This window comes from Plantactinospora sp. DSM 117369 (genome assembly GCF_053764795.1).
Genome location: NZ_CM132446.1, coordinates 1,160,871 through 1,181,542, shown reverse-complemented (window position 1 = coordinate 1,181,542; position 20,672 = coordinate 1,160,871). Strand labels below are relative to the sequence as shown.

The following is a 20,672-nucleotide window of genomic DNA, read 5'->3' as shown; positions in this document are numbered from 1 at the left end:
GGGCTCGAAGCGATCGAGAGCGAGGATCCAGTGCCTCCTGCTCAACCCAGCCCGATCCTGCGGCGGCGCAGGCTCGGCACGGAACTGCGCAAGCTGCGGGAGTCCGCCAAGCTCACCGGCGACCAGGTCATCGAGGCGGTGGGCTGGGCGTCGGCGTCCAAACTGTCCCGGCTGGAGAACGGCCGCAGCCGGCCCGACCTGCGCGACGTCCTCGACCTGCTGGACCTCTACAAGGTCACCGGGCCGTTGCGGGACGAGCTGACCGCGATCACCAACGAGGCCGGCGACATCCGGGGCTGGCTGCGCTCGTACGCGACGATGACGCCGCGGCAGCGCGGCTACGCCGAACTGGAGGCCGGCTGCGCGGAGATCCGCGAGTACAGCCCGGTGATCGTGCCGGGTCTGTTGCAGACCAAGGCGTACGTCAACCTGCGGATCCTCTCCTCACGGCAACTCGTGGACGACCCCGACACCGACGACACCGAGGACGCCGAGACCGAGGTGGCGGCCCGGCTTGCCCGGCAGTCGCTGCTCACCCGCGAGCCCGAGCCGCCCCGCTATTCGGCGGTGATCGAGGAGGCCGCGCTCGGCGGCCGGGCCGGCCCGCGCGAGGTGCTGCGCGCCCAACTGATCCAGTTGCGCAAGCTCGCCGGGCTGCCCAACGTGACGCTCCAGGTGCTGCTCACCGACCAGACCATCGCGGACTGGTACCTGCCGCACACCGGGTTCTCGCTCTACCGCTTCGCCGAGCCGCAGGATCCGGAGACCCTGGCGATCGAGGGGCTGGCCACCAACCTGATGGTGACCGACCCCAAGGAGATCGCCACCTATTCGATGGTCTTCGAGTGGCTCCAGGAGGCGGCGCTCAGTCCGGACGAGACGATCACCTGGTTGACCGACATGGCGGGGCAGCGCTCGTCGGCCCCCCGGAAGCCGGCCAGCCGCGACCCGGGGATGCCGCCCACCCAGCGGAGTCGCCGCTCCGGCCGGCTGACCGAACAGTAGTCCCGGCCGAGCTCGCCTCGGGCGCCGGCCGATCCGGGCCAGCAACCGTACACACACGAGTCACAAGCCGCCGGCTCCCGCTCCGGGAGCCGGCGGCTTCGCCGTACCCGCGACGGCGCCGACCCGGGCTCGCCGTCGCATCGCCGGACTGCTCCGGTCAACCACGTGCTGACCTCGCGTTTCACCGGCAAGGCGTTGACCCAGCGTCACCTGATCGGACGAGCAACTACTCCAATCGGCGCGTTTCACTTGCCCACCGGCCAAGAATGGGTGAACATAGCCGAAGGGGGACGTGGAAGTTCCACGTAATGGCTTCGTTAGGTAATCGCAGGATCATCGTCCGTCACCGGCCTTCGGAGACACCCATGCGGTTTCTAATCGTTCGCACGGACATCCGTGCTGCCGCTGACGACGAGTTGGCCGCTGCCTGGGCGCAGGGGGAGCGCCTCCGCGACGAGCAGACCTCCCCGGAGCAGCGCCGTCAGATCGTCCGCGCCGAGGACCGGGACGCCGCCCTGCTGCTCGCCCGGGCGCTGTCCAGTGTGGGCGCGGTCCGGTCCGGACGCCAGCGGGTCAAGGTGGTGCCGGTGGGCGAGCCCGACCGGCGGCAGCGGAACAGCCCGTTCCGGGACCAGGCCGGTGACCGGGTCCTGCCGGGCGACCCCCACAGACCGGCCGAGTTCGGCCCGCCGGCCGACGGGGACCCGCAACCCAGAAACCTCGGCCCGCAGTCGAGGTTCGGTTAGACGACCGTCGTCGTCCGGGTGGCGTCCCCCGCCACGTACCATGCCTGGCCCGGCAGCGACGGCCTATGATCTTGGCCCGTGATCGTCGCGGCAACGACGGTCGCGGGCCAAGATTTTGGGCACGGCCCGGCCCGACTACCGGCCGTCCTCCAGCCAACTGCGGATCAGGAACAGCGCGATCGACGACGGCGGTGGCAACGCCAACCGGAGCCCGTCACCGACCTCGACCGCCTGCCCGGCCAGCACCGCGGCGATGTCCCGGCGGCTGAACCAGCCCGCGTGCGCGATCTCCGCCGGATCCAGCCGGATCGGCCGCTCCGGGTCGGCGAGGGCGAAAAAGCCCAGCATCAGCGAGCCCGGGAACGGCCAGGACTGGCTGGCGACGTACCCGATGTGGTGCGGGACCAGGCCGACCTCCTCGGTGACCTCCCGGACCACCGCGTCCTCGGCCGACTCGCCCGGCTCCACGTAGCCGGCGAGGCAGGAGTACCGGCGCAGGTCCCGCTCGGACCGCCAGGCCGCGTTGTTGCCGAGCAGGCACCGCCCGCCGGGGCCGGAGACCCCGTCGTGCACCAGCACGATCATCGCCGGATCAGTACGCGGCCAGAGCTGATTGCCCGCCTCGTCCCGCCGGGACCAGCCCGCGTCCCCGACCACCGTGGGCAGCCCGGTCAGCGACGAGTACAGGTGCCGGGCGTGCCAGTTCGCCAGCGCCACGGCGGTGGTGAAGAGGCCGGCGTCCCGGTCACTGAGCAGGTGGCCGACCTCGCGCAGGTTCGCCGGCCGGGTGCCGGCCAGTTCCGGCAGCGGCGCGTCGACCGCGAAGACCGGTACCCCGTCCGGCTCGACGCCGAGGAAGAGCCGGGCGCCCGGGGCGCTGTCCCGGGCCGCGTCCGGGCCGAGCAGGATCAGCTCCGGCTTGTCGCCGACCGAGCCGACCAGGGTCCGGCCGCCGTTCGCCACATCCACCAGCAGCACCCGGGCCCGCTGCCAGGCGTCGGCCAGCCACCGCGGGTCGGTACGCCGGTGCGCGGCGCGGTCGAGCGTGGACCGGGCCAGCGGTGGATGACCGGCCGGCAGGTCCGTCGGCGGTAGGCCAGAGGTCACGATCCCGCGGCCTCGGTCCGGACCGGTCCCAGCACGCCGAGCGGCGCCTCGACCTGGCCGGCGTCGCCGAGCACCACCGTGACCGCCCGGGCCGGAGCCAGATATTTCGCCGCCGCCGTGGCGACGTCGTCCCGGGTTGCCTTCGCCAGCCGGGCCGCGTGCTCGGCCAGGAACTCCAGCCGCAGCCCGGAACCGGCGTACGCGCTGGCCACCGCCGCCAGCCCGGCCTGGGTCGAGATGCCGAGCTGGAGGGTGCCGAGGGCGTACTGGCGGGCCTGCTCCAGCTCGTCCTCCTTCGGCGGCAGCGAGGCCAGCCGGCCCAGCTCGTAGATCGTCTCCAGCAGGGCCGGCCCGGTCACCTCGGTGGCGACCTCGGCCGAGACCACCAGCGTCGACCCGGCGACCGAGTGCTCGATCGTGGAGTGCGGCCCGTACGTGTAGCCCTTGTCCTCGCGGATGTTCTCCACCCACCGGGACGAGAAGTAGCCGCCGAAGACCAGGTTGGCCAGTTGCAGCGCGGCGTGGTCGGGATGGGTACGCGGCACCGCCGGCAGCGCCAGCCGGACCGACGACTGCACCGAGCCGGGCCGGTCCATCAGCAGCAGCGGCCCCGGCTCCAGCGGCGGGGTCGGCGGCAGCTCACCCGGGGCGCCGTCCCCGGTCCAGCCGCCGAGCGCCCGCTCCGCCGCGTCCAGCGCCCTCGCCGGCTGCACATCGCCGACCAGCAGCAGGATCGCCCCGGTCGGCCGTACCCGGGCGGCGTGCAGGCTGCGCAACGCCGCCGGCCGGACCGCCTCGACCTGCTCCGGCTCCGGGGTCTGCACCGCGTACGGGTGCTTGCCGTACATCCGCTTCAGCAGCGCCTTGCGGACCAGGTGGGTCGGCTGGCTCTGCGCCATCCGGATCCCGTCGATCAGCCGGGCCCGCTCGGTGGCGACCTCGTCGTTCGGGTAGGTCGCCCCGGTAACCACCTCGGCGAGCAGCTCCAGAATCCGGTTCAGTCCGGTGGAGAGGCCGGTGCCGGAGATCATCAGGCGGTCTGCGTCGACCCCGGCGGAGAGCCCGCCGCCCACCTTCTGCAACTCGGCGGCGAGCTGCACCGAGGTCATCGTCTCGGTACCGGAGAGCAGCGTCTGGGACATCATCAGGCCCCGGGCCAGGTGGGCCCGGCCGAACGGCACCCAGAGCCGCAGCTCCACCAGCGGCACCGCCGGCCGGCGCAGCACGATCACGGTCAGCCCGTTGGGCAGGGTGTGCTCGACCTCGCGGGGCAGCTTGAGCTTGCGGTTCGGCCCGAGCGGGGGCAGCGTACGGACGGTCACCTGACACCTCCACCGGGAACGACCTCGACGGCGGCCCGGCGCTGCGGTCGCAGGGTGGCGGCCGCTGCCCGCACCTGCTCCTCGGTGACCTCGCCGACCAGCCGGGGCAGCTCGCCCAGCAGCTCCGGATCACCCCGCTGCTGCTCCAGTACCGCCATCTGGAGCGTCCGGCCGAGCACCGCGTCGGTCTCCCGGAGCAGGTGGGTGGCCATCCGGGCCTGGGTCCGGGCCAGCTCGTCGGCGGCCAGCCCGTCGGTGGCGAGCCGGTCGAGTTCCTCGTCGATGGTCTGCAGCACCTTCTCCACCGCGCCGCCCGGCGGCAGATGGGCCTGCAGCACCAGCGCGGTCGGATCCCGTACGTCGAACGGGTCGCCCATCAGCCCGAGGTAGCCGCCGACGCTGGTCACCGTGCGGTCCCGCAACACCAGCCGCTCCACCAGCCGGGACGCGTCGCCGTCGGTGAGCACCTCGGCCAGCACCACGTACGGCAGGTAGCCGGCGAAGTCGCCGATCGGGTCCGGTACCCGCCAGGCCGCCGCCACCGCCGGCAGCGGCGCCAGCTTGTCGGTGTACGCCTGGCGCCGCTCCCCGGTCAGGTCCGGCTCGGCGAAGTCCGGCCGGGCCGGGGCGGGCCGGGCCGGCACGTCCCCGAAGTGCCGCTCGATCAGCGCCGTCGCCTCCGCCACGTCCAGGTCCCCACCGACCGCGAGCACGGCGTTGCCGCAGGCGTAGTACCGGTCGAAGAAGTCGGTCGCGTCGGCGATGCTGGCGCTCTCCAGGTCGTCGAAGGAGCCGTACCCGTCGTGCGCGTTGGCGAACGTGTCGAACATGACCGGCGGGAGCCGCAGCCACGGAAAGCCGCCGTACGGCCGGTTCAGCACGTTGACCCGGATCTCCTCCTTCACCACGTCGACCTGGTTGCGGAGGTTCTCCTCGGTCAGCCGCGGCCCGCGCATCCGGTCCGCCTCCAGGAAGAGGGCCCGCTCCAGCGCGTTGCTCGGCAACGTCGCCCAGTAGTCGGTGTAGTCGAGGTGGGTGGAGCCGTTGAAGGTCCCGCCGGCGCCCTGGACGTGCCGGAAGTGCGCCAGCTTCTCCAGGTTTTCCGAGCCCTGGAACATCAGGTGCTCGAAGAGGTGCGCGAAACCCGTCCGGCCCTCCGGTTCCGACCGGATGCCCACGTCGTAGAGGACCGCCACGCCGACCACCGGGGCGCTGCGATCCGGGGCCAGCACCACCCGCAGGCCGTTGTCGAGGGTGAACCGCTCGACCGAATGCTTCGTCGCTGGAATTCTCGATCTTCCCGCCGCCACGAACCGACCCTAGCGCGTCCGGTCACCACCGGTGGCGGGGCTCGGCGTACCCGCACCCGGCTCAGGCGGGGCGGACCGAGGCGAGAGCGTGCTCGACCACCCAGTCGAACTCCCGATGGGTGCCGGGTATCGAGATGTAGAGGACCGCGGCGGTGGACCGCCCCACGTCGATGCAGGCCACGGCGGCCAACTCGTCGGTGGCCCGCAACTGCGGCCGCTTGAAGTGCAGCCGGAACACGGAGACCCAGGCCGGCCGCCCGCCCAGCGTGGTCTGGCCGTCCCGGATCGACTCCATCCGGTTCGGCTGCGGGTAGTACTCGGTCCGCACGTCGGTCGCCACCTGCCGACCCACGCACTCCAGGTCGAACGTCAGGGCGTCGTTCTCGGCCGCCGGGACAGCCGCCGACAGGATCGAGGCGTGGTAGTCGCTGAACCCGTCGTACTCCCGCTCGGTGACGAAGTGCTGCCCGACCTTGTACGGCACCTCCAGCGTCCCGGCACTCCACACCGTCAGCCACGGCTGCCAGGGTGCGCCGTAGCTGGCGTACGAGATCCCCGCCTCCGGGTCGACGGTCCGCTCCCCGCTCAACGGCTGCCCCGGCCCGGCTGGCGGGACAACGGGATCCGGCCCGGGTGTCGTCGACCCGGGCGCCGTCGGCCCGGGCGATCCGGGTACGCCCGGCGACGGTGTACCCGGGGCGGCCTGGCCCGACGAGCCGGGCAGTGGGCACTTCCGGGCCAGCGGTGGCCGCACGTCCGTCGGCGCTTCCGGCCGGCTCCACAGCGGGTCGACTCCGCCGGACATGGTCAGCCCCAGCACCACCACCAGGCCGACCACCAGTACGCTGCCGGCCGCCCCGGCGAACCACCACAGCCGACGGTCCCGACCGCCCGCACCCCGGGGTGGTTCGGGTCGCTCCGGTTCCGGTGCGGGCAGGCCGATCCGGGTGACCGCACCCGCCGCCCAGGCGGCTCCGGGCCGGGCCTCGGTACCGTCGGTCGCACGCGGAACGTTAACCGGCATTCCACTAGTGAACACCACCGGCCGCCCGATCAGCCGACCCGGCGGGAGGGCGGGTGCGGGGGTTCGGGCTGTGCCGGGTTCGCGTGAACGGGGGTTGGGGGCCGGATCACCCGCTCTGGGCGGTCAGGCGTGATCCCGACGCGGGCGATCCGGCCCCCAACCCGACCTGGTCGGCGTCCGTGTCCAACCTTCAGGTCAGCGATCCTGAAAGCTCAGCCGTTCCCGGCGACCGTCATCCCGATCTCGTCCCCGGGCGACGTCCCCACCGTCGAGTGCATCTCGACCACCTCGACCTCGGGCGCCCCGGCGGCAAAGCCGTACCACGGGGTGAACGCGACGAGCGTGGCGAGGAGCAGACCGCTGACCGCGAGCGCGAGCACCACCAGGATCTCCCGCGTCGAGCCCTGACCGACACGCACGGTCATCGCAACCTCCCCCATCGCGACCCGCCCCCGTGGTCGCTGGTTCCCCAGGACAGGATGGCCCGTCGATGGTTACTCCGCAGTCGCCCATCGGACCCGATCAGGTGTATTCGCGGGCATAGTTGCCCTGACCGATCGGAGCACCGACCGCGCCGCCGGCTCGGAACACGCCGACAAGGGTCAACCCGGCCTCACGCCGTGTCACCACAGCGGGATTTCCACGACGATCCGGGAGGGCGAGCGGGCGAGGCCGGGGCGGTCAGGCGGCCCGGCGAAGCCGGCGCGAGCGCGGCGCCCGGCGAGTCCCACCGTTCGCGGAGCGGGGCTTCGGCACCGTCGCCGGGGCCGACGTCGCGGGTGCCGGCCGGGCCGACGTCGCCGAGAGCGGAATTCCGGACGGGACCCGCGCTCCGGTGAGCTGCACCAGTGCCTGGTCACCGGGGCGGACCACCAGGGTTTCGGGCCTGATCCCGGCGTCGCTGAGGAGTCGCGCCACCTCGCGGCGCTGTTCGGGTAGCACCAGGGTGACCACCCGGCCGGACTCGCCCGCCCGGGCCGTCCGGCCGCCCCGGTGCAGGTAGTCCTTCGAGTCGGTGGGCGGGTCGACGTTCACCACCAGGTCGAGCCCGTCGACGTGGATGCCCCGGGCCGCCACGTCGGTCGCCACCAGGGCGTTCACCTGACCGGACTTGAACTGCTCCAGGGTACGGGTCCGCTGCGGCTGCGACTTGCCGCCGTGCAGGGCTGCCGCCCGTACGCCCCTGGTCAGCAACTGCCGGGCCAGCCGGTCGGCGCGGTGCTTGGTACCGACGAACATGATGACCCGACCGTCCCGGGCCGCGATCTGCGCCGCCGCCGTCGTCTTGTCCTCGGCGTCCACCTGGAGGACGTGATGGGTCATCGCGGTGACGGTTGCGGTCGTCGGGTCGACGGAGTGCGACACCGGGTCGGTGAGGAACCGGCGGACCAGCCGGTCGACGCCCCGGTCCAGGGTGGCCGAGAAGAGCATCCGCTGCCCGTTCGGCGCCACCTGACGCAGCAGGTCGGTGACCTGCGGGAGGAAGCCCATGTCGGCCATCTGGTCGGCCTCGTCGAGCACCGTGATGGCGACCTCGTCCAGCCGGCAGTCGCCCCGGTCGACCAGGTCGGCGAGCCGACCCGGCGTGGCGATCACCACCTCCGCGCCGGCCCGCAGCGCCGCCGCCTGCCGGCTCAGCGAGAGCCCGCCGACCACCGTGGCGCAGCGCAGCCCGAGCGTGCGGGCGTACGGGGCGAGGGCGGTGGTCACCTGCTGCGCCAGTTCGCGGGTCGGGACCAGGACCAGCCCGAGCGGGCGGCCCGGCCGGGCCCGACGCCCGGCGGTACGGGTCAGCAGGGGCAGGCCGAACGCGAGCGTCTTGCCGGAGCCGGTACGGCCCCGACCGAGTACGTCCCGACCGGCCAGCGAGTCGGGCAGTGTTGCCGCCTGGATCGGGAACGGCGTGAGGATGCCGTTCTCGGTCAGCGCGGCGTGCAGTCCGGCGGCCAGCGGCGCGTCGGCGAAAGAATGGATGGTGCGGGTCATTACGGGCCTTCCTCGATGCGGTACGTGTCGAGGAAGGTCACCGGCGACCGCCACCGGCGGCTCAGCCACCGGTGGCGGTACGCCCGGCGACCGCAGCCACGGACCGGGAGATACGCGGGAGCCAGCCCGTGCCGTCGGGCGCGGGCTGGCCGCGTCACCACGCCGGTCTGGGCGCGGTGGTCGAACTTCGTCTCTGGGCTGACGCCGCAGAGGGCGCTGGGTCAGATCGGGCGGATGTTCTCCGCCTGCGGGCCCTTCTGGCCCTGGGTGACCTCGAACTCCACCCGCTGGTTCTCGTCCAGGCTGCGGTAGCCGGAGCTCTGGATCGCGGAGAAGTGGGCGAAGACGTCAGCGCCGCCGCCGTCCGGGGTGATGAAGCCGAAGCCCTTGTCGGCGTTGAACCACTTCACGGTGCCAATTGCCATGTGTTTCGTCTCCTGACGGAACGTTCGGTCCGCACCTGTTGCGGACCGAATAGTTGCCCACCGTGGCCGGTGGGCCGCTGTCGCTCTGGTCGCCCCGCCCGGAGAACTCCGGACATAACAAAGAGCGCCTACGGTCACAATCCCGCAGGCGCACACAGAGTCTCTGGGAACCAAAACTGCAACGCTGCAACGTTAGCACACCACCGGCCCCGTCGACCCGGATTCCGGAAGATTAACTGGATGACCCTGTCCTGGGCAGGCTCAACCGCCCACCGCCGCCTCCGGCACCCGCGCCAGCAGCGCGGCCAGGCCGTCGGCGTCGAGCAGGTCCGCCGGGCGTACGGTCAGGTTGTCCCGTACGTAGTGGAAGGCCGCCCGGACCCGGTCCACCGGCACACCCGCCAGTTCCGCCCAGGCCAGCCGGTACGCCGCCAACTGCACCGCGGCGGCGTCCGCCTCGACCCCGGTCGGTTGCCGGCCGGTCTTCCAGTCGACCACGTCGTACCGGCCGCCGGGGAGGGTGAAGACGGCGTCCATCCGGCCCCGGACCAGCAGCCCGCCGATGGACGTGGCGAACGGCACCTCCACCTCGACCGGAGTGCGCTCGGCCCACTCGCTGGCCAGGAACCGCTCCTGCAACTCGGCCAGCGCCTCGTCCGGCGCCGCGTCCGAGTCGGCCGCCCCGGGCAGTTCGTCGACGTCGAGCAGCCGGCTGATCCCGTACCGCTGCTCCAGCCAGGCGTGGAACGCGGTGCCCCGCCGGGCGTACGGCTCGGGGCGCCGGGGCATCGGCCGGCGCAACGCGCGGGCCAGCGCCGCCGGGTCCCGGCGCAGCGTCACGAGCTGCGAGACCGACAGGTGGCCGGGAAGCGCCACCTCGACCGGCCCGGAGCGGTGGGCGAGCATGTCCCGCTCGGCGAGCAGCAGGTCGGCCTCGCGCCGCCAGGCCGCCGCGGCGGCCGCCGCCTCCGGGTCGACCGGCGGCAACTCCCCGCCGGCCGCGTCGTCTCCCGGGACGGGGTCGCCGTCGCCGGCCCGGTCTCCCCCGGGAAGGTCACCGTCGCCGGGGGCGGCGGCCTCCTGCGACGGCTCCGCTTCGGGTGGTTGCTCGGACATCAGGCGGCGGACCAGGGCGGCGGCCTCGGCGAGTACCGGGCGTCGGGCGCCCAGCGGGTCGGCCGGCCACTCGGCCCGGAGCACCACCTCGGTGGTCGGGTTGGTGGCGTCGGCCGCCGGCTCGGCTGCCCAGGCGTCGACCACGAAGCCGCTCTCGCCGGCCTCGGGCGTGGTCAGGCACCACTCGTACACCTCGGAGAGGAACGTCGACGGGCCGCGTGGTCGCTTCGTCCCCTCGCCCCACCAGTACCCGGAGCAGAGCAGCAGCCGGCGCGGCCGGGTGACCGCGACGTACGCCAGCCGGCGTTCCTCCCGCTCGTCGTGCGCCCGCCAGTCGTCGGTGAAGGTGGCCAGTGCCCGGGCCACCGCCTTCTGGTCGTCGGCGTCGTCCAGGGCCAGCTCGGGCAGCCCGTCCGCGTCGCCGCGCAGCGGGAACGGCAGCACCCCGAGGCCGAGCAGATAGTGGTCCGAGCCCCGGGCCGTACCCGGCCAGACGCCCTTGCTCAGCCCGGCCACCGAGACCACGTCCCACTCCAGGCCCTTGGCGGCGTGCGCGGTGAGGATCTGCACCGCGCCCTCGACCACCTCGACCTCGCCCGGGGAGAGTCCCCGCTCCTCGTCCTCGGCGGCGGCGAGGAAGGCCAGGAAGGCGTGCAGCGGCGCACCGGCCGAGTCACCGGCGAACCGGGCCGCCACGTCGCCGAGCGCGTCCAGGTGCCCCCGGGCCAGACCGGCGTCACCGCCCCGGCCGTCGCTGCCGGCGCGTACCGCCACCTCGACGTCGAGGCCGATGGTCCGCTCGACGTCGGCGAGCAGGTCCGGCAACGGCTGGTCCAGGCGGTGCCGGAGCAGGCCGAGTTCCCTGCTGTACGCCCGCAGCCGGGCATAGCCCTCCGCCGAGTACGCCTGCGCCGGCCCGAGGTCGGCCAGCGCCTCGACCAGGGTCGCCTCGTCCAGCCGGTCGGTGACGATCTCCGGCTCGGCGTCGTCGTCGGACCGGGGTAGTTCCCGGCGAGCGCGGGCGATCGCGGTGGCCCGGCGGTGCAGGGCGACCAGGTCACGGGGGCCGATCCGCCAGCGGGCCCCGGTCAGCAGCCGGAGCAGCGCGGCACCGTCGGTCGGATCGGAGAGCACCCGCAGGGTGCAGACCACGTCCCGCACCTCGGGGGTGTCCAGCAGTCCGCCGAGCCCGACCACCTCGACCGGCAGTCCCCGGTCCCGCAGCGCCGCCTCGATCGCCGGGATCTGGCTGCGCAGCCGGACCAGGACAGCCGTCGTCGGCCGGGCCACCACCGGAATCTGCTCCGGCAGCGCGTCCGGCATCCGGGCCGCGCCCCGCCAGGCGGCGAGGATGCTGTCCGCGATCCAGTCGGCCTCGTCGGCGTACGTGTCGAGCAGCGCGCAGTGCACCGTGCCGCCCGGGTACCCCCGGCCGGTGCGGCCCGGGATCTCCTCGTCCACCCGGAACGCGGCGGCCAGCTCGGCGACCTGTGCTCCGGCGGCCCGCAGCGGCGCGGCGAGCCCGTTGGCGACGTCCAGGATCTGCGGCCGGTTGCGCCAGCTCGTGGTGAGGGTGCGCACCTGGGCCGGAGTGCCGTCCGGCTGGGCGAACTCGGTCGGGAACCGGTCCAGGGTGCCGGCGCTGGCGCCCCGCCAGCCGTAGATCGACTGGCACGGGTCGCCGACCGCGGTGACCGGGTGGCCGCCGCCGTAGAGCGAGCGGAGCAGCACCACCTGGGCGTGGCTGGTGTCCTGGTATTCGTCGAGCAGCACCACCCGGTAGCGCCCGCGCTCGATCGCGCCGACCTCCGGGTGGTCCCGGGCCACCAGCGCCGCCCGGGCGAGTTGGTCGCCGAAGTCCATCGCCTCGAAGTCGTCCTTGCGCTGGGCGTACGCCCGGACCAGCGGCAGCAGCCGGAGCCGGAGCTGCTGGACGTGCAGCGCCTTGCGTACGTCGGCGTAGACCCGGCCGGGTCGGGACTGCACCTCGGCGAAGAACCGGCCGGTCCAGGCGGCCAGGTCGTCCGGGGTGACCAGGTGCTCGGCCAGGTCGGCGGCGAGCGCCAGCACGGCGTCGGTGACCGTGCTCGGCTGCCGCTCCACCTCGGACATGTCCCCGTCGTGGTTGCGGACCAGCGAGTCGACGATCTGCCAGCGGGACGCCTCGGTGAGCAGCCGGGTGGACGGCTCGTACCCGCCGCGCAGGCCGTGCTCGGTGACGATCCGGGCCGCGTACGAGTGGTACGTCGCCACGGTCGGCTCGCCGCCGAACGGGTCGTCGTCGCTGTTGCGGCTGTTGCGGCCGAGCCGGCGCACGAGTTGGCCGAGCCTCGTCCGGATCCGGGTGCCGAGTTCCCCGGCCGCCTTCCGGGTGAAGGTGAGGCCGAGGACGTGCCCCGGTTCGACGTACCCGTTGGCGACCAGCCAGACCACCCGGGCGGCCATCGTCTCGGTCTTTCCGGAGCCGGCCCCGGCGACCACCAGCAGCGGCTCGACCGGTGCCGAGATGATCGCGGCCTGCTCCAGGGTGGGTGCCGGCAGCCGGAGCAGCTTGGCCAGCTCGACCGGGGTGTAGCGGGGTCCGGCGTCGGCGACCCGCTGGGTCGGAGTCGAGGTGAACAGGGACGGTTGGGTCACCGGCGCTCCCCGCCGCCACGCTGTCCGGGCGGTTTGGGTGGTGTGTCCGGACCGGCTCCGCGCCCGTCCGGCGGTTTCGGTGCGGCGGTGTCCGGACGGCGTCGGGTGGGCGGCTCGACGACCTGGCGGCCCTGCCCCGAGATCGGGCAACTGCTGCGGACCGGGCAGACCCGGCACTTCGAGTTGGCGACGGCGGAGAAGGTGGCCGCGGCCATCGTGTCTGCGGTACGCCGGACCATCGCCCGGGCCCAGCTACCCGCCTCCTCGGCCGCGCCGGCCGGCGGTTGGACCTGCTCCTTGGCGTCCTGGGTCGGCGTACCGAGCTGCACCAGCGCGGCCCCGCCGGACTCCGACCCGGCACCGAGGTCGGCGAAGGCGCCCGCCTCCACCGCCGCCTGGTACGCGCCGAGCTGCGGATGCTCGGCCAGTTCCGACGCGGTCACCGCCGTCGACTTGCCGGTCTTGAGGTCGATCACCACGAGCCGGCCGTCGGCGTCCACCTCCAACCGGTCCACCCGGCCGGTCAGCTCGATCGGCCGCGACGGGTCGTCGAGGCGTACCGCGAACTCGTGTTCGATGGCGAGCAGCCGGCGCGGGTTGCCGGCCAGCCAGCGCAGCAGCTTGTCCACCATCACCTCGGCGCGGGCCCGTTCGGTGCCGGCCATCCAGCGGGCGGCGAGTTCGATCACGTCGAAGCGGGCGGCGACGTACTCCAGCAGTTTGCCCCGGTCGGCGCTGGCGTCCTCGGCGAGCATCGCGGCGGCGTGCACCAGGTTGCCCACCCCCTGGGCCGAGCTGGCCGGTGCCTTGCCGCCGTGCCGTTCCAGCAGCCAGCGCAGGCTGCACCGCAGCGCGCTCTCCATCCCGGACGGGGTGACCCGGACCGGTTCGCCCTCGTCGACCAGCGGCCGGTCGTCGGAGAGCGGTCGCAGCCCCCACCAGTCGTCGGGATGCGCCCCCGGCACCCCGGCGACGGCCAGCCGGGCCAACTCCTCCGCCGCCGCGCGCCGCCGGGCCGGCGACGCCTCCGGGTCGGTGACGGCGGTACGCAACTCGGCGACCAGCGCCGACAGCGTCAACGCCCGGGGCGGCCGGCCGACGGGCAGCGCCGGTACGTCGTCGGGCACCCCGTCCACCTCCTCGACCGGCGCCGCGGTCCCGTTCTCCTCTTCGTTCCCGTCCAGGGTCGCCCCGGCACCGCCCTCCGGGCCACCCGTGCCGTTCGGGCCACCCGTACCGTTCGGCCCGCCCCTGCCGGCCGGGCCGTCGCCGTCGTCCGGGCGCTCGACGCTCGGGCCGAGTTCGTAGAGGAACCGGCTCGGCTGCTCCTCGTGGTCGGCGACCCCGACCGCCGCCGAGGCGACCGCGCTGACCAGCAGCCTGCGCCGGGCCCGGGTGGCGGCGACGTAGAAGAGCCGCCGCTCCTCGTCCAGCATCGCCGAACTCTGCCCGACCAGCGTGGCCGCGATCCCGGCCCCCTCGCCCCGGCCGGCGAGCAGGTCGACCAGCCGTTCCGAGCCGAGCAGGCTGCCGCGCAGCCGCAGGTCCGGCCAGATCCCCTCCTGTACGCCGGCCACCGCCACCAGGTCCCACTCCAGCCCCTTGGCCGCGTGCGCGGTGAGCAGGCGTACCGCCTCGCCCCGGTCGGCGCTCGGCGCGAGGGTGTCGGCCGGCAACTGCTGCCCGAGCACGTGGTCGAGGAAGACCTCGGTACGTGCCCCCGGCAGCCGGTCGACGAATCGGGCCGCCGCGTCGAAGAGTACGACGATCGCGTCCAGGTCCCGGTCGGCCGCCGCGGCCCGCCAGCGCAGCCCGCTGTCCTGCGCCCCGGCACTGGTACCGGACCGGGCCAGCGCGCCGGACCAGCGCTCGGCGAGCCCGCTGGCCCGCCACACCGCCCAGAGCACGTCCTCGGCGGTCGCCCCGGGCACGGCGCCGGCCTCCCGGGCCGCGGCCAGCAGGTTGGCGACCGCCTGGGCCGGGGCCGCCCAGCGGCGTTCGATGGTGAGCAGGTCGCGCGGATCCCGCAGCGCCTCCACCAGCAGGTCGCCGGAGGGACGCCGGTCTCCGCCGGCCAGCGCCAGTGCGCGTAGCCCTTGCCGGAGCCGCCGCTCGGCCAGCGGGTCGGCGCCGCCCAGCGGTGAGTGCAGCAGCGTCACCGCCGCCTCCTCGTCCAGCCGCTCCGGTTCGAGGGCACAGCGCAACAGCAGCAGGAACGGGGCCACCGCCGGTTGCAGGTGCAGCGGCAGGTCCTCGGCGTGCACCACCGTCGGCACCCCGACGGTGTGCAGCGCGCGCTGCAACGGCGGAAGTTGCAGCGTGGTGGAGCGGAGCAACACCGCCATCCGCGACCAGGGCACCCTGTCGAGCAGGTGCGCGGAGCGCAGCGCGTGCGCGAGGTAGGCCGCCTCGCTGGTGCCGGAGCGGAAGGTACGGATCTCCACCGTCCCCGGCTCGGCGTCCGGCACCGGGTGCAGGTCACGGTGGGCCACCGGCCCGCGCAGCCGCCGCGCCAACCGCCGGGTCGCGTCCAGCAGTCCCGGCCCGGCCCGGTACGACGTGTGCAGCACCAGCGTCCGGGCCACTGCCCCGGAGACGGTACGGAACCGGTGCGGGAAGCTGTGCACGATCTCCGGGTCGGCGCCCCGGAAGGCGTACGTGGACGAGTCCGGGTCGGCGAACGCCACCAGTGGCTTGCCGCCACCGGCCACCAGGTGCAGCAGGTCCACCTGGGCCGGGTCGGTGTCGGCCAGCTCGTCGACGTAGACGTGCGCGAGCCGGGCCCGTTCTGCGTCGAGCAGGTCGGGGTCGTCGGTGAGCAGGCCGGAGGCGGCCCGGACGAGTTCGGCGGGGTCGTAGGCGACCGAGCCCCGAGTGGTGACGTCGCGCAGGGCGAGCACGGCGACGTACTGCCGGAGGAACCGGGCGGCGGCCGGCCAGTCGGCCCGGCCGAGCTTCTCGCCGAGTTGGGCCAGCTCGACCGGCCCGACGCCCCGCTCGGCGGCCCGCATCAGCAGGTCGCGGAGCTGCTCGGCGAAGGCCCGGGTACGCAGCGCCGGCCGCAACTCCGCCGGCCAGCCGACCGGGTCCTCGATCTCGTCCCCGCTCTCGGGTTCGGTGTCCTCGAGCCCGATCACGCCGAGCAGCTCACGGATGATCAGATCCTGCTCGGGACCGGTGAGCAATCGTGGGGACGGCTCGCCGCGTTCCGCCGCCGACCTGCGCAGCAGCCCGAACGCGTACGCCGGGAAGGTCCGGACCAGCGGCTCGTGCAGTACCCGGTTGGTGGCCTCGGCGATCCGGGCCTCGATCCGGTGCCGCAGCGCGCTGGCCGAGCGGCGACTGAACGTGAGCACCAGGATGCGTTCCGGGTCGACACCCTCGGCGACCCGGGCCACCACCGCCTCGACCAGGGTGCTGGTCTTACCGGTACCCGGTCCACCCAGGACCAGCAGCGGGCCGTCGGTGTGTCCGACCACCTCCCGCTGCACGGGGTCGTCGTGTCGCGCCGGCGCGGCCTCGGCCGGCCGACGGACCAGCCGGTACGCCTGCACGCCGCCCATCACACCACGCCGCCCCGACGAGCCCCCCTCAGGTACGCCCCGCGCCACGCCCCGGTCGCACTCCGGGTACGTCCACCGACCGTGTCGGGTCACCTGTCACGTGCGGATTCGGCACCCAGCCGAGGAAGCGTACGCACACGGCCACCGGGTCGAGGTTGGGTGAGGTGGCGAGGAGGTCGCACAGCGCCCGGTGCAGGTGCCCGGCGAGGTGGACCAGGAGCTTTTCCCTTGCCCCACGGTAGGCGTGCAGCAGGTTCAGTCGGGCCGGTTGACACGGCCAGGGGGCGGCGCAGGTGCGGCAGAGGTACCTCGGCCGGGTCGGCACGTGCGGCCGGCGGCGCGCGAGCGGCGGATTCATGGCTCAGTCCGGTTACCCGGTCGGCTGTCCGGCCCTGTGCCTGGCGCTGGCCGAGGTCGGCCGGTCGTTCCGGCCGGCGGGCGCGGTCCAGGCCGGGCCCCGGTTGGTGTTCCGGGCCGCGCCCGAGGTCGGTCGCGGACCCGGCTCCGGTCCGACCGGCACCGACACCCCGGCCGGTGGCGGTGCTGGAGGCCACGGCATCCGCGTCATGGGTACGTCGTCCGGGCAGCCCCAGCGCAGCCCGCACCGGCAGTAGCGCCACAGCCGGCGCCAGTCCCGACGGTGACGTTCCGGTTGCCGCCTTCTCCAGCGCATCCCGCTGCTCCCTTCCGTCGTGCCGCTTCGCGGTCAAGGTGGAAGCGGGGACCGCCCCGACTTCCGGGGGAGGCAGTCCGGGCGGTCCCCGCGCGGTCCCGTCCGGGGTGGTTGCCGCCACCGAACAGTTCCGCTATCTGAAGCCTGCTCGGCGTCGCGAGACAAACACACAACGTAGTTGTAGGTTCCGGGGAAATCCTGGACGTCCACTGCGGAGGGCACGTGAACGAGACCCTGCGAATCGCGATGGCCGAGGTCGGCGAGACCGCCGAGTCGCTCGCCGAGAAGGTCGGTGTCGACCCCAAGACCGCCGGACGGTGGTTGACGCCGGGCCGGATACCACAGCCGCGTCACCGGACGGCGGTGGCCGAGTTGCTCGGCCGGGACGTCGGCGAACTCTGGCCGGACGTCCTCCGTCGCCGGGAACTCGAATGGTTCCGCCCGTGGGCCGACCTCGAACGGGAGGCAACCTCGCTGCGGTCATTCCAGGCGTCGGTGCTGCCGGGACTGCTCCAGACCGAGGCGTACGCCCGGGCGGTGCTCGGCAGCGGACCGCTTGGCGGCGACGAACTCGACCTGCACGTGGCGGCCCGGCTCAAACGCCAGGCGGCGGTCTTCGACCGGCCCAAGCCACCGCTGGCCGTCTTCGTGGTGGACGAGGCGGCGCTGCGCCGGGGTGCCCCGGAGATCATGCATCCGCAGCTCGACCATCTGGTCGAGATGGCCCGGCGCCCGTTCGTGATGGTGCACGTGCTGCCGCTGCACGCCGGCCTGCATCCTGGCCAGGCCGGGGCGTTCGTCATCGCCAGCCTGGACGACCGACCGGACGTCGCCTACCTGGACGACCAGGCGGAGGGGCGGATGACCAGCGACGTTGCCGCGCTCTGGCGCACCTGGGACACTCTGAGGTCGGTGGCGCTGCCGCGCGACCTGTCGATTGCACACCTGAGGGCACGAGAATGGTTGACCTGACCGGCGCCCAGTGGCGCACCAGCACCCGCAGCAGTTCCAACGGCGGCGACTGTGTCGAGGTGGCCGACAACCTGCCCGGCCGGGTACTCGTCCGGGACAGCAAACACCGCGACAACGGCACCCTCACCTTCACCCCCACTGCCTGGCAGGCGTTCGTCACCGACGTAGCAGCCCGACCGGCGTAACCGAAGCTGTCGCCTCTCGACCAGCCGCGTCGAGGATGTCGGCGCGCACCACCGTCCCGTACCAGGGTCTTCGGCTCCGTATGTCCGCAGCTCAGCCTCTGAGGGTTTGCGGCGGCGCGCTGTCCGCCGTTCCGCTGCCGTGGGCCGGACGTCTGCCTGTGGAGGTTGGCCGATCGAGGTGCACCGCCGGCTGCTAGACGGACTGCGACCTTGCGACTGCGCAGAGTAGCTTCGGGGTGGGCATCGACGACCGTGGACTCGATGCCATGAACCGCGGCGGTCAGGCCGCCGAGAGATCCGCCTCTGGGCCACGGCCTCGGCAGGGAGTTGTGCCATGTCCGGTGCCAGCACCATCCTGACCATCGGATTCCGCCGGACTGGCCGGCGTGCCGGCCCATACCTCGGCATGGTCCTGCTGGCGGTGGGGTTGGTGATCGCGGTGCCGGCACCGGCCGCAGCGGAGGTCACCGGCGCGGAGGTTCTCGCCTGGGGCGCCAACCAGTACTTCCAACTGGGCGACGGTACCGATACGCCGCGCCCGCTGCCGGTGCGCGTGTTGCTGCCGACGGGCACCACATACACCCAGATCAGCTCGGGTGGGGCCCACAGCCTGGCAATCACCAGCGACGGGAAGGTGTACGGCTGGGGGCAGAACGCCTTCGGCCAACTCGGCGACGGCAGCGACTTCGTACGGACCACTCCGGTGTTGACGTTCATGCCCGCCGGCAGTGCGGTCGCGGTCTCTGCCGCTGAGCGCCACAGCTTGGGGCTGACCTCGTCCGGGCAGGTATACGCGTGGGGAGCGAACGAGTACGGGCAACTCGGCAACGGCATGGCGGAAGATTCGCAACCCTGGCCCGTTCCGACGGCCATGCCGGCCGGCACCACGGTCGTCGCCATCTCGGCCGGAGGTGGGCACAGCCTGGCATTGACCTCCACCGGGCAGGTGTACGCCTGGGGCGTCAACGACGCCGGCGAACTCGGCAACGGCACCACCGAGCGAAGCCACCTGCCGGTACCAGTGTCGCTACCCGCCGGCACGACGGTCGTCGCCATCGCGGCCGGGAACGCACACAGTCTCGCGCTGACCTCCACCGGCCAGTTGTGGGCCTGGGGCAGCAACGGCGGTGGCCGGCTCGGTGACGGCACCACCACCCAACGGACCACACCGGTGCCGGTATCGCTTCCTGCGGGGACAACGGTCACCAAGATCGCCGCCAGTTACGCGCACAGCCTGGCCCTCACCTCGACAGGGCAGGTACTGACGTGGGGGAGCGGCCGTACGGTGCCGGTGCCGGTGCCGTTCCCGGCCGGCACCACCGTTACCGCCGTTGCTGCCGGGGGCCACAGCCTCGGCCTCACCTCGACCGGACAGGTGCTCGTCTGGGGCACCGACGACAGCTCCACACCGACGGTGGCGCCGCTCCCGGTCGACCTCTCGGTGACGGCCATCGCCGCCGGGGCTTCCTTCAACGTGACGCTCGGGTCGCGGCTGCCGTCGCCGGTGGCGGGCTGGGGAAGAAACGGATCCTTTCAGCTGGGCAACGGCTCCAGTTTCGACTACCGGGCCCCGGGCCGGGTCGCGCTGCCGGCCGGCACCACGGTCGGCGACGTCGCCGCCGGCCACCACCACGGCCTGGTGGCCACCTCCACCGGCGGTGTGCTCGGCTGGGGGGCCAACGGTAACGGTCAACTCGGCGACGGTACGACCACCGCCCGCGCCACCCCGGTGCCGGTGTCACTCCCCGCCGGGACGGTGGTCACCGCTGTCGCCGCCGGACTCGCGCACAGCCTCGCCCTGACCGACACCGGGCAGATCTACGCCTGGGGACGCAACGGCGCGGGACAGCTCGGCGACGGCACGACCATCTCCCGCACGACCCCGGTGCCGGTGTCACTCCCCGCCGGCGTCACGATCACCGCCATCGCCGCCTACAACGTGCACAGCCTCGGGTTGACCGGCACCGGTCAGGTGTACGCCTGGGGGAACAACGCCTACGGTCAGCTCGGTGACGGCACCACCATCTCCCGTCCCATTCCGGTGCCGGTGTCGCTGCCGGCGGGCACCACCGTGACCGGCCTGGCCGCCGGCGGGTTCCACAGCCTTGCCCGGACCGCCGCCGGCCCGGTGCTGGCCTGGGGATACAACAGCGTTGGCCAACTCGGCGACGGCAGCACGACCAACCGCAGCACGCCCGTACCCGTGTCACTGCCGGGCGGCACCACCGTCACGAGCCTCGCCGCCGGCCTCCTGCACAGTCTGGCGGTCACCTCCACCGGGCAGGCGCTTGCCTGGGGGAGCAACATTGTCGGCCAGCTCGGTGACGGCACCATCACCAACCGCAGCACGCCCGTGCTCGTGTCACTGCCCGCCGGCACCACCGTCACGGCGCTCGCCGGTGGCAGTGTCCACAGCCTCGCCGCCACCTCCACCGGCCTGGTCCTCGGCTGGGGGCGCAACAACTACGGCCAACTCGGCAACGTCAACGTACCGGTCAGCAGCCAGGTCCCGGTGCCGACGACCCAGCCCCTCGCCGCCCCGGCCGTTGACGTCACCGCCGGCGAACACCACAGCCTCGCCCGACAAGGGCCGTAGGTGCC

At 73.5% G+C, this 20,672-nt stretch carries 15 protein-coding genes and 1 pseudogene; 6 read left to right on the top strand and 10 right to left on the bottom strand.

Going from position 1 to position 20,672, the window contains the following annotated elements; genetic code table 11:
* Nucleotides 1-30: 30 nt before the first annotated feature.
* The gene (locus ACSMXO_RS05430; protein WP_346262057.1) at nt 31-1,005 is read left to right on the top strand and encodes a helix-turn-helix domain-containing protein; all 975 of its coding nucleotides are present in this window, start codon (nt 31-33) and stop codon (nt 1,003-1,005) included.
* A gap of 365 nt (nt 1,006-1,370) precedes the next feature.
* Nucleotides 1,371-1,604, top strand: a pseudogene (locus ACSMXO_RS05425) (hypothetical protein); the annotation flags it as partial.
* A 282-nt stretch (nt 1,605-1,886) separates the two neighbouring features.
* Here the strand turns inward: ACSMXO_RS05425 and nudC are convergent.
* From nudC to ACSMXO_RS05375, 10 genes are all read right to left on the bottom strand, one after another.
* Entirely contained in the window at nt 1,887-2,858 is a 972-nt protein-coding gene (nudC, locus tag ACSMXO_RS05420; RefSeq protein ID WP_346262058.1) for an NAD(+) diphosphatase, read from the bottom strand.
* Nucleotides 2,855-4,180: a M16 family metallopeptidase gene (locus ACSMXO_RS05415; protein WP_455416910.1), complete on the bottom strand. Its 1,326-nt coding sequence runs from the start codon at nt 4,178-4,180 to the stop codon at nt 2,855-2,857. The genes nudC and ACSMXO_RS05415 overlap by 4 nt, the downstream gene beginning before the upstream one ends.
* Nucleotides 4,177-5,490, bottom strand: a complete 1,314-nt coding sequence (locus ACSMXO_RS05410; RefSeq protein WP_455416909.1) for a M16 family metallopeptidase — start codon at nt 5,488-5,490, stop codon at nt 4,177-4,179. Before ACSMXO_RS05410 ends, ACSMXO_RS05415 begins: the two co-directional genes overlap by 4 nt.
* Nucleotides 5,491-5,551: 61 nt before the next feature.
* Nucleotides 5,552-6,514, bottom strand: coding sequence for a hypothetical protein (locus ACSMXO_RS05405; protein ID WP_455416908.1), 963 nt, complete (start codon nt 6,512-6,514; stop codon nt 5,552-5,554).
* Nucleotides 6,515-6,726: 212 nt separating this feature from the next.
* The gene (locus ACSMXO_RS05400) at nt 6,727-6,939 is read right to left on the bottom strand and encodes a hypothetical protein (RefSeq protein ID WP_346262062.1); all 213 of its coding nucleotides are present in this window, start codon (nt 6,937-6,939) and stop codon (nt 6,727-6,729) included.
* Between the two features lie 256 nt (nt 6,940-7,195).
* Entirely contained in the window at nt 7,196-8,500 is a 1,305-nt protein-coding gene (locus ACSMXO_RS05395) for a DEAD/DEAH box helicase (protein ID WP_346262063.1), read from the bottom strand.
* A 221-nt stretch (nt 8,501-8,721) separates the two neighbouring features.
* Nucleotides 8,722-8,925: a transcription antiterminator/RNA stability regulator CspE gene (gene cspE, locus ACSMXO_RS05390; RefSeq protein WP_101369720.1), complete on the bottom strand. Its 204-nt coding sequence runs from the start codon at nt 8,923-8,925 to the stop codon at nt 8,722-8,724.
* 261 nt (nt 8,926-9,186) lie between these two features.
* Entirely contained in the window at nt 9,187-12,678 is a 3,492-nt protein-coding gene (locus ACSMXO_RS05385) for an ATP-dependent helicase (protein WP_455416907.1), read from the bottom strand.
* A complete protein-coding gene (locus ACSMXO_RS05380; protein WP_455416906.1) occupies nt 12,675-16,241 on the bottom strand; it encodes an ATP-dependent helicase in 3,567 nt (1,188 codons plus the stop codon). The genes ACSMXO_RS05385 and ACSMXO_RS05380 overlap by 4 nt, the downstream gene beginning before the upstream one ends.
* Before the next feature lie 28 nt (nt 16,242-16,269).
* Nucleotides 16,270-16,599: a hypothetical protein gene (locus tag ACSMXO_RS05375; protein WP_455416905.1), complete on the bottom strand. Its 330-nt coding sequence runs from the start codon at nt 16,597-16,599 to the stop codon at nt 16,270-16,272.
* Between ACSMXO_RS05375 and ACSMXO_RS05370 the strand changes: the two genes are divergently transcribed.
* From ACSMXO_RS05370 to ACSMXO_RS05355, 4 genes are all read left to right on the top strand, one after another.
* A complete protein-coding gene (locus tag ACSMXO_RS05370; protein ID WP_455416904.1) occupies nt 16,598-16,855 on the top strand; it encodes a hypothetical protein in 258 nt (85 codons plus the stop codon). The two genes, ACSMXO_RS05375 and ACSMXO_RS05370, sit on opposite strands and share 2 nt — an antisense overlap.
* Before the next feature lie 305 nt (nt 16,856-17,160).
* Complete coding sequence (locus ACSMXO_RS05365; RefSeq protein WP_455419178.1) at nt 17,161-17,886, top strand: DUF5753 domain-containing protein; 726 nt, start codon at nt 17,161-17,163, stop codon at nt 17,884-17,886.
* Nucleotides 17,883-18,071: a DUF397 domain-containing protein gene (locus ACSMXO_RS05360; RefSeq protein WP_455419177.1), complete on the top strand. Its 189-nt coding sequence runs from the start codon at nt 17,883-17,885 to the stop codon at nt 18,069-18,071. The genes ACSMXO_RS05365 and ACSMXO_RS05360 overlap by 4 nt, the downstream gene beginning before the upstream one ends.
* Nucleotides 18,072-18,405: 334 nt before the next feature.
* Nucleotides 18,406-20,667, top strand: a complete 2,262-nt coding sequence (locus ACSMXO_RS05355) for an RCC1 domain-containing protein (protein WP_455416903.1) — start codon at nt 18,406-18,408, stop codon at nt 20,665-20,667.
* The last annotated feature ends 5 nt before the right edge of the window (nt 20,668-20,672 follow it).